Origin of the sequence: Sphingomonas sp. (assembly GCF_031380695.1) — a bacterium.
Classification (GTDB): Bacteria; Pseudomonadota; Alphaproteobacteria; order Sphingomonadales; family Sphingomonadaceae; genus Sphingomicrobium.
This window is the reverse complement of the sequence record NZ_JANMWY010000248.1, coordinates 1-12,813: the sequence shown is the minus strand read 5'-3', so window position 1 is coordinate 12,813 and position 12,813 is coordinate 1. Positions and strand designations below refer to the sequence as shown.

Sequence of the window (12,813 nt, the reverse complement as noted above, 5' to 3'; positions counted from 1 at the left end):
AGTCCGCTCGACGGAAGCCGACCATGTTGGTCCGGCCAGCGGCCGAAACGCTTTTTGAAAGAACAACCACTTCATGGCCACAACGGCATTTCCAACCCGCGACGATTTCGCCGCGCTCCTCAATGAATCGCTTGGCGGCGAGAACGAGTCCTTCGAGGGTTAGGTCGTCAAGGGCACCGTCACCGCGATCGAGAATGATCTCGCCGTGATCGACGTCGGGCTCAAGTCCGAAGGCCGCGTGCCGCTGCGCGAATTCGCGCTGCCGGGCCAGAAGGCCGAGCTCAAGGTTGGCGACGAAGTCGAAGTGTTCGTCGACCGGGTCGAGAATGCCAGTGGCGAAGCGATGCTGTCGCGCGATCGCGCCCGCCGCGAAGCCGCGTGGGACAAGCTGGAAAAGGAATTCGAGAAGGGCGAGCGCGTCGACGGAGTGATCTTCGGCCGGGTCAAGGGCGGCTTCACCGTCGACCTCGGCGGCGCCGTCGCCTTCCTGCCGGGTTCGCAGGTCGACATCCGCCCGGTGCGCGACGTCGGTCCGCTGATGGACCTGCCGCAGCCGTTCCAGATCCTCAAGATGGATCGCCGCCGCGGCAATATCGTCGTGTCGCGCCGCGCCATCCTGGAAGAAACCCGCGCGGAACAGCGCTCGGGCCTGATCCTGACGCTGGCCGAGGGCCAGGTAATCGAGGGCGTGGTCAAGAACATCACCGATTATGGTGCGTTCGTCGACCTCGGCGGCATTGATGGCCTGCTCCACGTCACCGACATCAGCTACAAGCGCGTCGGCCACCCGTCGGAGCTGATCGCGATCGGCGACACGGTCAAGGTGCAGATCATCCGCATCAACCGCGATACGCAGCGCATCTCGCTCGGCATGAAGCAGCTCGAGAGCGATCCGTGGGAAGGCGCATCCGCGAAATACCCGATCGAGGGCAATTTCACCGGCCGCGTGACCAATATCACCGAATATGGCGCGTTCGTCGAGCTCGAGCCGGGGATCGAGGGCCTGGTCCATGTCTCCGAGATGAGCTGGACCAAGAAGAACGTCCATCCGGGCAAGATCGTCTCCACGAGCCAGGAGGTCGAGGTCAAGATTCTCGAGGTCGACGAGGAGAAGCGGCGCATTTCGCTCGGCCTCAAGCAGGCTCAGTCGAACCCATGGAGCGACTTCGCCGAGAAGCATCCGGTGGGTAGCCAAGTCGACGGCGAGGTCAAAAACTCGACCGAGTTCGGCCTGTTCATCGGGCTCGATGGCGACGTCGACGGCATGGTCCATATGTCGGATATCGCCTGGGGCGTGACCGGCGAGGAAGCCCTCGCGCTTCATCACAAGGGTGAGACGGTCAAGGCCGTGGTGCTCGACGTCGATGTCGAAAAGGAGCGTATCTCGCTCGGCATGAAGCAGCTCGAGCGCGGCGGGGTCGCCGTTGGCGCCGGCGCGTCGGGCGGTGCCGGGGGCGCCAACAAGGGCGAGACGGTCACCGTGACCGTGCTCGAGGTTCGCGACGGCGGGCTGGAAGTGCAGGTCGGCGACGACGGCGTGACCGGCTTCATCAAGCGCACCGACCTTGGCCGCGACCGCGACGAGCAGCGACCCGAGCGCTTCCAGGTCGGGCAGAAGTTCGACGCGCTGGTGTCGGGCTTCGACCGTTCGAAGAAGCCGACCTTCTCGATCAAGGCACTGCAGATGGCCGAAGAGAAGCAGGCCGTCGCGCAATATGGCTCGTCCGATTCGGGTGCCAGCCTGGGCGACATTCTGGGCGAGGCTCTGAAAGCTGCCAAGAAGTAATCGTTTCCCCCGCGAAAGTGGTTTTAAATGGCCGTGGCACGAGCGTCTGGACGCTTGCGCCGCGGCCTTTTTTTTGACACCGTGCGCCACGCGCGCAGCTCAGGGGGGCCGCGCTTGATCACAAGGGCAGGCCATGATCCGTTCCGAGCTCGTGCAGAAACTATGTGGCGATTTTCCCGACCTGACGCAGCGTGAGATCGAGGGCGTCGTCGGTGGCTTGTTCGACACCATTTCGGCGCAGCTCGCCGGGGGTGGCCGGGTCGAGCTGCGCGGCTTCGGGGCGTTTTCGACGCGACAGCGCGATGCCCGCATCGGTCGCAATCCGCGCACCGGCGCCTCGGTCGATGTGTCGGCCAAGCGAGTGCCCTATTTCAAGCCGGGCAAGGAAATGCGCGAGCGGCTGAATTTAGGCGAAGTCGCTGCCGAATAAACACGGCGAAGTGCTTGACCCCGCGTCGTCCCCGCGCGACGCCGTGGCCCGTGCGGACGTGGCGGAACGGTAGACGCTGGAGACTTAAAATCTTCTGCCCCTTGGGCGTGCGGGTTCGAGTCCCGCCGTCCGCACCAACGCGAAGCTGGCCGACTGCATGTTGGCAATGTAAACATGCCCGCCAGGCTGATGCAATTCGGCGGTTTGGAGGGGTTTGTTAAGTCGGACCGGCTATCCGACATGCATGTCATCGAAGCGTAACTCCGGATCGCGGGGGACCAGCCCATCGGTTGCGAATGCGCGGCGCGATGCGCTGGTCCTCGCCATCCTGATCGGAGCTGTCATGCTGCTGATCTGGAACGGCAGCATGTTCTTTCGGGAATTGCAGTTCGCTGATGCCCGGTTAGGTAGCACCGCCCGCATCGCGAGCACCGCGCTGATGCTCAATGTCGCGCTGATCCTGTTCGGCTGGCGGCGCTATGTCGACCTTCATCATGAAAGCGAGCGCCGCCAGGATAGCGAGGCACGCGCAGGACTGATCGCGACGACCGACGCACTGACCGGGCTGCTCAACCGGCGCGGCTTCGCTGACCGGGCCGCGCGCCTGACAGGTCCGGCGTGCGAAAGCGTTCAGCAGGTCGTGCTGTTTTCGATCCAGCTGAATCGCTTCAAGGGTATCAACGACCGCTTCGGCTTCGATGTGGGTGACGAGACGTTGCGCCGGATCGCGGCCGGCGTGATCGGTGTGGCCGATGACTATGCGCTGGTAGCCCGGACGAGCGGCGACGAATTCGCCGTCGCACTGGCGTGGCCCGGCCACAACATCAAGGCGATCGAGATCAGCGGCGAGGCCCTGCTCCGCACCGTTACCGCGTCGCACGAGATCGACGGCAAGCTCATTCAGGTCGGGGCGTTCATCGGCATGGCGATGAGCGACGCCGCCGATGTCACCATCGCCGACCTCCTGCGCCGCGCCGACATCGCCCTCGAGCATGCCAAGACCGGCCGCTCGACCAAGGCGGTGTGGTTCGATGCCGGCATGGAACGCGCCTTGCTGGCCAATAGCGAGCTTGAGCAGGGCGTGTTGATGGGCATCGAACATGACCAGTTCGAGCCCTATTTCGAACCACAGGTCGATCTCGAGACGGGCACGATCGTCGGCTTCGAAGTACTCGCGCGCTGGAACCACCCGATGTCCGGCATCATCATGCCCGACACGTTCATCCCGGTTGCGGAAGATCTAGGCGTCATCGGCCGTTTGTCGGAACAACTGATGCGGCTGGCCTTCACCGCGGCAGCGAAGTGGGATCCGGCGATCAAGCTGTCGGTCAACATCTCTCCGCTTCAGCTGGGCGATCCATGGCTGGCGCAGAAGATCGTGCGCATCCTTACCGAAACCGGATTCCCGGCCGACCGGCTGGTGCTCGAAATAACCGAAAGCTCGCTGTTCGGCGATATGGACCAGGCCCACATCATCGTCACCAGCCTGAAGAACCAGGGCATTCGCCTGGCCCTCGACGATTTTGGCAGCGGCTTCTCATCGCTATCGCACCTCCGCGCGCTGCCATTCGATGTAATCAAGATCGACCGCAGTTTCGTCACTACCATCCATCGCGACCGCGAGAGCAGTGCCATCGTTCGCGCCGTAACGACGCTGGCAACGGCGATCGGCGTGCCGGTTACCGTCGAGGGGATCGAGGATGCGGCGACCTGCGCAGCGGTGATCGAGATGGGCTGCGCCGTCGGCCAGGGCTGGTATTTCGGCAAGCCGACCAGCGCGCACCAGGCCGAGCAGCTGCTCCGAGATCGACCCGAAACCGGAATTTCCGATCTTTCGCCGTGCCTGCGCAGGGCCGTCGCCTAACCTCGCGCAGGCCGCGTCCGCGCCGCATTCCCGTTATGACACGAAACGGAGCCAAACCGCAAAATTGGACGTTGGCGACGTGGTAAAAGCCGCGTTAAGAAGTCCGCATGCAAATGTTGCGTTCCGTGGTCGCCCTCGACCCCCGCCTGTTCGGACGTGGTCCGCTGTTCGTCCGCGAAACCGCTTCCCTCGCGAGCTGCCCTGGCATGGCGTCCGACCTGAAGCTGTTCGCCACGACCTTCGTCGGCGGCTTCCTGTTCATGGCGATATATCTGATCTGAGCTTGGCTCGCGGCGTTTAATCGCACGCCTTGTGCAGCAGCCAGCCGAGCCAGGCGGCGATGACGCTGCCGACAGCGACGATCAGCAGGCTGTCGGCCACAGTCACGCCCAGCTGCACCGCCAGCGTCAGGATCAGCGTCGCCAACACCATGAGGCCCGAATTGACGATGTTATTCGCCGCGACCGTTCGCGCGGTCTCTGACTTGGCAACGGTCGTCGTCAGGAAGGCGTAGAGCGGCACCACGAACATGCCTCCGGCGATCGCCACGCCGAGCAGGTCGAGCACCACCGCCCAGCTGTTGGGGAGGGCCAGGAACGCGTGCAGCCCGCGCAGCGGCAGGCCCTCGCCCAGCGGCGGCCAATATTTAACCCGCCGATAGAGATCGAGCACGAAGAGGCCCATGCCGAGCGCCGCCGCGGGTGAATAGCGCGCCGAGACATGCCCGCCGAGTAGCCGATTGACCGCCACCGACCCCAGCGCGACACCGATCGAAAAGACCGCCAGGAACAACGTCGCGACATGCTGGTCCGAGCCCAGCCCGTTCTTGACCAGCGGCGGAAATTGCGCGGCGAGCACCGCCCCCATTGCCCAGAAGAAGCTGATCGCGAGGATGGCGATGAACAGCCGCCGGATGTGCAGGGTTGCACTGACCAGGGCGATCGATGCGCGCACGATGTGCCAGTCCATCTTGAATGTCGGGGCGTGGGGATCGGGCGGCGCAGCGGGAACCATCCCGCCGACCCAGCGCCCTGTCCCGGCAACGACCAGTACGGCGACTGCTGCCCGAATCGCGTGAAATCCGTCGGCATGCTTGTACACCAGCACCCCGCCGAGCAGCGTCCCGCCGAGGATCGCGACATAGGTCCCCGCCTCGACCAGCCCGGTCCCGCCGAGCACTTCGCCGTCCTGCAGGTGCTGGGGCAGGACGGCATATTTGATCGGCCCGAAGAACGTCGAATGAACCCCCATCGCGGTCAGCGCGATCAGCAGCAGCGGAACGTTTTGCAGCATCAGTCCGGCCGCGCCGAACATCATGATGAAGATCTCCGCCGTCTTCACGATGCGAATGATGCGCGCCTTGTCGTTCGAATCCGCCAGCTGTCCGGCCAGCGCCGAGAGCAGGAAGAAGGGCAGAATGAACAGCCCGCCGGCGACCGCACTGAACGTCGCCTCCTGCCGCGGATCGCCGTAAATGCCGTAAATGACCAGCAGCACCATCGCGGTGCGGAACAGATTGTCGTTGAACGCACCGAGGAACTGGGTGGCGAAAAGGGGCAGGAAACGCCGCGTCTTGAGCAGGTGGAAACTGTCCTGCATTCGGCGCCTTCGGATTCCTCGTTTGCAGCGAACCACTTCGCCGTGTCTCGCCCGCCATAGCGGCTTGCCGGACAACGGCAATCGGCTTTGACCTGCCGATTCCATCACGGCACGGGTTTGACGTGCCCGCCCGCGCCCCTATGCACTGGACGCCGTCATGCTGACCTTGCCCAACCTGCTGACCCTGTCGCGCATCTTCGCGGTGCCGATCCTGGTGTTCCTGCTGTGGCGGCCAGCGCCGCTCGACTATGCGATCACCTTCGTCCTCTACTGTGTCGTCGGCATGACCGACTATTTCGACGGTTATCTTGCCCGTGCGCAGGGGCAGATTTCGCGGCTCGGTCAGTTTCTCGATCCGATCGCCGACAAGATCATGGTCGTGGCAGTGCTGATCATGCTGATCTCAAGCCGCAAGGAAAATCCGGTTCCCGAAATCGCCGGTCTGCACATCATCGCCGCGCTGATCATCCTGCTGCGCGAAATTTTTGTCTCGGGCCTGCGTGAATATCTGGCCAGCCTGCAAGTATCGGTCCCGGTCAGTCAGCTGGCCAAGTGGAAGACGACCTTCCAACTGGTAGCGCTCGGCGCACTGATCCTGGGCGGCGCTCTACCGCACATGCCGTGGGTTCACACCGTTGGGTTGATGAGCCTGTGGGCGGCCGCGATCCTCACGCTGATCACCGGCTGGGACTATCTCAGGATCGGTCTCAAGCATTTTGACTGATCGGTTTTTCCGTTCGGCCTGACGAAGTTTAATCGCTTTCATCGATTCTCCAGCGGGCCTAGGCCCAATCCGATCAATTCAGATGAGAGGATGGACGATGGACGCGAAGACTGGTGATCCGATGGGCTGCCCGATGAAGCCAGCGGCGGCGCGCGCCCTGCTCGGCCGCACAAACAACGACTGGTGGCCTGACTCGCTGCCGCTCGAGATTCTCAGCCAGGCTGGCGGCTCATCGGATCCGATGGGCGAGGACTTCGACTATGCCCAGGCGTTCAAATTGCTCGATTATCAGGCGCTGAAGGCCGACCTTGTCACTATGCTGACCGATAGCAAGCCGTGGTGGCCGGCCGATTACGGCAATTACGGCCCGTTCATGATCCGCATGGCGTGGCACGCCGCCGGCACCTATCGCACCGCCGACGGTCGCGGCGGTGCCAACAGCGGGCAGCAGCGCTTCGCCCCGCTCAACAGCTGGCCCGACAACGGCAACCTCGACAAGGCCCGCCGCCTGCTGTGGCCGATCAAGCAGAAATATGGCCAGAGCATCAGCTGGGCCGACCTGTTCATCCTCGCCGGCAACGTCGCGATCGAATCGATGGGCGGACCGGTGTTCGGCTTCGGCGCCGGTCGCCGCGACGTTTATGAGCCCGAGCGCGACATCTACTGGGGTGCCGAGTCCAAGTGGGTCGATGCTGAAGAAACTCGCATCCAGCCCGACCGTGAACTGGACCTCGAAAACCCCCTTGCTGCGATCCAGATGGGCCTGATTTACGTCAATCCCGAAGGCCCGGGCGGCGTGCCCGATCCGCTCCAGTCGGCGCGCGACATCAAGATCACGTTCGAGCGCATGGCGATGAACCATGAGGAGACGGTCGCATTGACCGCCGGCGGTCACACCTTCGGCAAAGCGCATGGCGCGGGCGACGCAGGTCTGGTCGGTGACGCCCCCGAAGGGAGCGACATCGCGTTGCAGGGAATGGGCTGGGCCAGCTCGTTCGAGAGCGGTATCGGCGCGCACGCCATCACCAGCGGGATCGAAGGCGCGTGGGTCAATACACCCACGGAGTGGACGGAGAACTACTTCCGTCTGCTGCTCGACTATGAATATGAGATTGTTCGCAGTCCGGCCGGCGCGCAGCAGTGGCAGCCGATCGACCAGAAGTATGAGGATATGGCTCCGGCGGCGCATGATTCGTCGAAGCGCGTGCCGACGATGATGACCACTGCCGACATGGCGTTGAAGGTTGACCCGGAATTCCGTGTCATCTCGGAGAAGTTCCGCACCGATCACGAAGCGTTCAAGGACGCCTTTGCTCGTGCCTGGTTCAAACTGACCCATCGCGACATGGGGCCGATCGGGCGCTACCTCGGGCCCGAAGTGCCCAAGGAAGAGCTGATCTGGCAGGACCCGGTCCCCGCCGGCTCCGCGCCGTCCGCCGCCGACGTCGCCGCATTCAAGTCGGCGATCCTCGCTAGCGGGCTCAGCGTTGGCCAGATGGTCAAGGCGGCGTGGGCCTCGGCCTCATCCTATCGCAAGTCTGACCACCGCGGCGGGGCGAATGGTGCTCGCGTTCGCCTCGCTCCGCAAAAGGACTGGGCGGTCAACGATCCCAACGAGCTGGTCACGGTGCTCGCCAAGATCGACTCGCTGCGCGGGTCGATGTCGATGGCCGACGCGATCGTGTTGGCCGGCACCGCTGCGGTCGAGAAGGCGGCGAAGGACGGCGGCTATCCGGTCGACGTCCCCTTCACTGGCGGGCGCGGCGATGCAACCCAGGCGTGGACCGACGTTGACAGCTTCGCCGTGATGGAACCCGCCGCCGACGGCTTCTGCAACTACCTTAAAACGAAGCACAGCGTGAAGACCGAGGAACTGCTGCTCGACCGCGCCGCGCTGCTCGGCCTGTCGGGGCCGGAAATGACGGTCCTGATCGGCGGGCTGCGCGTGCTCGGGGCCAACCACAAGGACTCTTCGAACGGCGTGCTGACCAGTCGCAAGGGCCAGCTGACCAACGACTTCTTCGTCAATTTGCTCGACATGGACACGACTTGGGAAGTGGTCGACACCAGCGGCGACGAGGAGTTCGTCGGCTATGTTCGCGGCGGGCGGCAGGAGCGGTGGCGGGCAACCCGCACCGACCTCATCTTCGGCTCGAACAGCCAGCTTCGCGCGACCGCCGAAGTCTATGCCGAAAAGGGCCATGAAGAGAAGTTCGTCAAGGACTTCGTCAAGGCCTGGACCAAGGTGATGAACGCCGACCGCTTCGACGTCATCGCCCGCACGGCGGACGACATCGCCGCCTGACGGACTGCGGCGCGTCCTTAACGAGGGGACGCGCCGCAGCATCATCGCGCGACTTGGCGTGCCTCGACCAGCGCCTCACCGAGCATCCGGAATTCCGCAGCGCGCGGGCTGCCCTTGCGCCAAGCCAGCGCGATGGCGCGCGAGGATTTGTCCGCATCGAGGCGCCGCGTGACGATCCCCGTCCCCTTCAAAATCCCCGCCGAAATCGCCATCTGCGGCACCAGCGTGAGGCCCAGCCCATTGTCGACCATTTGCACCAGCGTGTGCAGCGACGTCCCCAGCATCCGCGCCTCGGCGCGCAGCTGCGGCCGGTTGCACGCCGCCAGAGCATGGTCCTTAAGGCAATGGCCATCCTCCAGCAGGAGCAGGCGATGCTCGTCGATCGCCGCCGCCGCCACATGCGCCGGCGGGTTCTCGTTCGGCGGGAAGGCAAGCAGCAGCTCGTCGTCGAACAGCGGCATCAACTCGACATCCCCGCACGCGTAGGGCGAGGCCAGCAGGACGCAGTCGAGCTGTCCGCGGTGGAGCGCGTCGCACGCCGCCTGGCTGGTCTCCTCGCGCAGGAACAGCTTCAGTTCGGGCCATCGGGTGCGCAACCGCGGCAGGATCGCCGGCAGCAGGAAGGGCGCGATCGTCGGGATCACCCCCATGCGCAGCTCGCCGGTCAGCGGCAGCCCCTCGGCGCGCGCCATGTCGGCCAGCTCTTCCGCCTCGCGCAGCACGCGCCGTGCCTTTTCCGCAATCCGCAAGCCCAGCGGCGTAAACCGAACCACCCGCCGCGTCCGCTCGACCAACGTCACCCCGACCAGCGTCTCCAGTTCGCGGAGGCTGGCCGACAGCGTCGATTGGGTGACGAAGCAGCTCTCGGCCGCCTTGCCGAAATGGCCATAGTCGCGCAGCGCAACGAGATATTGCAGCTGCTTGATGGTCGGCAGGTAAACAATCATCGCCTGTTCCAATCAGTTTGGCCTGTCTAAGTGCCTTAATCAATGAAGACCAGCCTATTGCAAGGCTGTCTTCGCCCGCACCTTTGAAAATCGCCCGACGAACCGCTACATTGGCTCGGTGACCATAGGGGTGCGCCCGTGACTTCAGCGCTGATTGACTATCTGGACTCGATAAAGGCGCGCGATCCTGCTGCCCGCTCGCGCTGGGAAGTGATGCTTTACCCGGGCGTATGGGCGCTCGGCTTTCACCGCGTCGCCCACTGGCTGTTCGTCGGAAACCTGTTCTTCCTGGCCCGCTTCATCAATCACTTTTCGCGCCTGCTAACCGCGATCGACATCCACCCGGGGGCGACGATCGGCCGCCACTTCTTCATCGATCATGGCTTTACCGTGATCGGCGAGACGGCGCAGATCGGCGATGACGTCACCATCTACCAGAATGTCACCTTGGGCGGCACCAACCCGACCAACGGCCTGACCGGCAAGCGCCACCCGACGCTGGCCGATCGCGTCGTCGTCGGTTCGGGCGCGCAGGTGCTGGGCCCGATCACGGTCAACGAGGGCGCGCGCGTCGGTGCCAATGCCGTCGTCACCAGGGATGTCGCGGCCAACACGAGCGTCGTCGGCATCCCGGCCAAGCCGGTCCCGGTCGACGCCACACACTACAGCCCCGGCTTCCTCGCCTATGGCACGGCCTGCGGCGAGGATTGCGATCCGCAGCGCGCCGGTCTGACTGCGGTCGAGCAGGAGCTGGTCGCATTGCGCCGTGAACTGGCTGACCTGCGCGCCGAGATTGGCACGCGTGGCACCTCCGCCATCGTCGATCAGGTCAAGCGCGCTTGAGCGTCGTCGCGCCGTTTCCGGGACCCCGGGATCGGCACAGCCTGACCGCCTTCGACCGCGCCGAGCTGCAGCGCATACTCGACCTTTATGGACGGATGGTCGCCGCTGGCCACTGGCGCGACTATGCAATGTCGTTCGGCCGCGACGTCGCCAGCTTCGACGCCTTTCGCCGCACCACCGAACGTCCCGAAGTCCGCATCGAAAAGCGTCCGCAACTGCGTGCCAAACAGGGCGCGTTCGCCTTGATCGGCGAGCATGGCGCTGTGCTGAAGCGCGGCCACGAGCTTGGTCCCGTCCTCGCTCCGCTCGAGCGGCGGCTGATCAAGCTGGTCGAATAAAAAGCCGGCGGAGTTTCCTCCGCCGACTCGATAATTCAGCTTAAATCCAGGCGCTAGCGGCGGTAATAGCCGCGGTCGCGGTAGCAGTTCGCGCGCTTGGTATTGCGCTCGATGTGGCGTCCGAGCAGGGCACCGGCACCAGCACCGATCAAGGTTCCGGTTGTGCCGCCAGCAATCGCGTTGCCGGCCAGAGCACCACCGACACCGCCGACGATCGCACCGGTCGTGCCACCATGGCGTCGGCAATAGCTGTTGCTATAAGCCCGACCGCGATAGGTCTGGGCTTCGGCTGCCGTCGTCGGCAGCACGACGGTCGGAATCGCCATCGAAGTGGCGACGAGCGCGAGCATGATCTTGCGCATGATATAGTCTCCTAATTGTTTCGTTACATGTTCAACGCGGCCACTATGCGCTCGGTTGCGTGAACCTGAAACAACAGCCTGTTCATGAAGTTCCCTCCACAACGAAGGATCAGCCGCGTTTCCGCTCGACCAGCGCAATCGCCGCCCGGATTGCCTCATCGCGGGACATTTCGCCCGTATCGAGCAGCACCGCATCCTCCGCCCGCTGCAAGGGCGCCGCATCGCGTCCGCCATCGCGCCTGTCGCGGGCGCGGATGTCGGTCAGCACATCGTCGAAATGAACCCGGCGTCCACTGGCAAGCAATTCCTCGGTCCGGCGCCGCGCGCGGATCTCGGGCGAAGCAGTGACGAACAGTTTGACGGCCGCAGCCGGCGCGATGACCGTGCCAACGTCGCGCCCGTCGAGCACCGCACCCCCGGGCTGGGCCGCGAACGCCTGCTGCCGTTCGAGCAGCGCCGCCCGCACCGATGGATAGGCCGAGATTCGCGACGCGACTTCGCCGACGATTTCGCTGCGCAAGTCGGGATCGTCGGGCGACACACCCGCCCGGTCGCACGCCCTCAGCGCTTCGAACTCATTGCCCGGGTCGCCGCCCCATCGCGTGAGGTTGAGCGCCACGGCGCGGTACAGCAGCCCTGTATCCATGTGCGGCAGCTCATAATGAGCGGCCAACGCGCGGGCGATCGTGCCCTTGCCGCTGGCGGCCGGCCCGTCGACGGCGATCACGAGTGGGCGGGGAGCGATACTGGTCACCGCCGCGCGCTTTGACAGGGGGCAAAGCCTATGGCAAGGCGCGCGTCGAAGACCGGGCCGGCCTTTTTTGGCCGCCCTTCACCGCACAACTGGAGACATGGCCAGATGGTCAATCCCGAATGGGGTACGAAACGTACCTGCCCCAAATGTTCGACCCGCTTCTATGACCTGGGCAAGGACGAGCCGATTACGTGCATCGCCTGCGCCGCCAGCTTCTCTCCGGAATCGGTGTTGAAGTCGAAGCAGCCGATGGCGTTCGAGGCGGCCAATGTCCCCGACAAGGTCAAGGAAGCCAATGAGGATCTCGGCGCCGAGGATTTGGTCCCCGACGAGGATGAGGAAATCAGCGCGGACGACGAAGTCGATCTGGCGACCGGCGAGGACGACCTTGGTGTTCCGACCGCCGACAGCGAAGAAGAACATTAAGGATCACGCCGTCCAGGCGATGCATTTTCCCGTTTCCAGCCGGGAAAACATCGCCTAAAGGCACGGGCACGGGGCCGTAGCTCAGCTGGGAGAGCGTCGCGATGGCATTGCGAAGGTCTGGGGTTCGATCCCCCACGGCTCCACCATATCCAAAAGGCCCGCGTTGATCGCGGGCCTTTTTTTGTGCCCGATCAAGGCTGTTGCGTCGAATTCCTGACCGGCGCGGTATAGGCCGGGTCGAGGGCCAGGTTCATCAGGTGTGCCAGGCGGACTCCGGCACGGCGTACCCGCTCCTGCGCCACGTCCCGGAACGCCGCCAGATAGGCCTGATCGATCGGCTGCATCCGCTTCGGCCCGGCGGTCGTCAGCACCGCTTGAGTCGCCGAATATTGGCACGTCGCGGCGACCTTCACGCAATAGAGTACCGCCGGGTCG

General features: G+C 64.4%; 13 protein-coding genes, 2 tRNA genes and 1 pseudogene. 11 read left to right on the top strand and 5 right to left on the bottom strand.

Annotated features, from left to right (window positions below):
• Nucleotides 1-73 precede the first annotated feature (73 nt).
• From rpsA to RMN84_RS08855, 5 genes and pseudogenes are all read left to right on the top strand, one after another.
• Nucleotides 74-1,786 (top strand): annotated as a pseudogene (gene rpsA, locus RMN84_RS08875) (30S ribosomal protein S1).
• 133 nt (nucleotides 1,787-1,919) lie between these two features.
• Complete coding sequence (locus RMN84_RS08870; RefSeq protein WP_309611815.1) at nucleotides 1,920-2,216, top strand: integration host factor subunit beta; 297 nt, start codon at nucleotides 1,920-1,922, stop codon at nucleotides 2,214-2,216.
• Nucleotides 2,217-2,268: 52 nt separating this feature from the next.
• A tRNA-Leu gene (locus RMN84_RS08865) sits at nucleotides 2,269-2,353 on the top strand.
• Nucleotides 2,354-2,460: 107 nt separating this feature from the next.
• The gene (locus RMN84_RS08860; RefSeq protein ID WP_309611814.1) at nucleotides 2,461-4,080 is read left to right on the top strand and encodes an EAL domain-containing protein; all 1,620 of its coding nucleotides are present in this window, start codon (nucleotides 2,461-2,463) and stop codon (nucleotides 4,078-4,080) included.
• Nucleotides 4,081-4,187: 107 nt separating this feature from the next.
• Entirely contained in the window at nucleotides 4,188-4,361 is a 174-nt protein-coding gene (locus RMN84_RS08855; protein ID WP_309611813.1) for a hypothetical protein, read from the top strand.
• 16 nt (nucleotides 4,362-4,377) lie between these two features.
• Here RMN84_RS08855 and RMN84_RS08850 read toward each other — a convergent pair whose 3' ends face one another.
• Entirely contained in the window at nucleotides 4,378-5,679 is a 1,302-nt protein-coding gene (locus RMN84_RS08850) for an MFS transporter (protein ID WP_309611812.1), read from the bottom strand.
• A gap of 157 nt (nucleotides 5,680-5,836) precedes the next feature.
• Here RMN84_RS08850 and pgsA point away from each other — a divergent pair, with 157 nt between their 5' ends.
• The gene (pgsA, locus tag RMN84_RS08845; protein ID WP_309611811.1) at nucleotides 5,837-6,403 is read left to right on the top strand and encodes a CDP-diacylglycerol--glycerol-3-phosphate 3-phosphatidyltransferase; all 567 of its coding nucleotides are present in this window, start codon (nucleotides 5,837-5,839) and stop codon (nucleotides 6,401-6,403) included.
• A 97-nt stretch (nucleotides 6,404-6,500) separates the two neighbouring features.
• A complete protein-coding gene (gene katG / locus RMN84_RS08840) occupies nucleotides 6,501-8,708 on the top strand; it encodes a catalase/peroxidase HPI (RefSeq protein WP_309611810.1) in 2,208 nt (735 codons plus the stop codon).
• 41 nt (nucleotides 8,709-8,749) lie between these two features.
• Here katG and RMN84_RS08835 read toward each other — a convergent pair whose 3' ends face one another.
• Nucleotides 8,750-9,655, bottom strand: coding sequence for a LysR substrate-binding domain-containing protein (locus RMN84_RS08835; protein WP_309611809.1), 906 nt, complete (start codon nucleotides 9,653-9,655; stop codon nucleotides 8,750-8,752).
• Between the two features lie 138 nt (nucleotides 9,656-9,793).
• On the opposite strand from RMN84_RS08835, the gene epsC reads away from it, so the two are divergent.
• A complete protein-coding gene (gene epsC, locus RMN84_RS08830) occupies nucleotides 9,794-10,498 on the top strand; it encodes a serine O-acetyltransferase EpsC (protein ID WP_309611808.1) in 705 nt (234 codons plus the stop codon).
• On the top strand, nucleotides 10,495-10,836 hold the full coding sequence (locus RMN84_RS08825; RefSeq protein ID WP_309611807.1) for a DUF2794 domain-containing protein: 342 nt from the start codon (nucleotides 10,495-10,497) through the stop codon (nucleotides 10,834-10,836). The genes epsC and RMN84_RS08825 overlap by 4 nt, the downstream gene beginning before the upstream one ends.
• Before the next feature lie 53 nt (nucleotides 10,837-10,889).
• On the opposite strand, the gene RMN84_RS08820 is transcribed toward RMN84_RS08825, so the two are convergent.
• Together RMN84_RS08820 and cmk are read right to left on the bottom strand one after the other, a co-directional pair.
• Nucleotides 10,890-11,198 (bottom strand): glycine zipper 2TM domain-containing protein, encoded by a 309-nt coding sequence (locus tag RMN84_RS08820; RefSeq protein ID WP_309611806.1) that lies wholly within the window; start codon nucleotides 11,196-11,198, stop codon nucleotides 10,890-10,892.
• Between the two features lie 109 nt (nucleotides 11,199-11,307).
• Nucleotides 11,308-11,952: a (d)CMP kinase gene (gene cmk / locus RMN84_RS08815; protein WP_309611805.1), complete on the bottom strand. Its 645-nt coding sequence runs from the start codon at nucleotides 11,950-11,952 to the stop codon at nucleotides 11,308-11,310.
• Between the two features lie 30 nt (nucleotides 11,953-11,982).
• Between cmk and RMN84_RS08810 the strand changes: the two genes are divergently transcribed.
• Nucleotides 11,983-12,378, top strand: a complete 396-nt coding sequence (locus tag RMN84_RS08810; RefSeq protein WP_405051468.1) for a TIGR02300 family protein — start codon at nucleotides 11,983-11,985, stop codon at nucleotides 12,376-12,378.
• Between the two features lie 70 nt (nucleotides 12,379-12,448).
• A tRNA-Ala gene (locus RMN84_RS08805) sits at nucleotides 12,449-12,524 on the top strand.
• Nucleotides 12,525-12,569: 45 nt separating this feature from the next.
• Here RMN84_RS08805 and RMN84_RS08800 read toward each other — a convergent pair.
• A partial coding sequence (locus RMN84_RS08800) for a hypothetical protein (protein ID WP_309611804.1) occupies nucleotides 12,570-12,813 on the bottom strand: 244 nt, incomplete at its 5' end.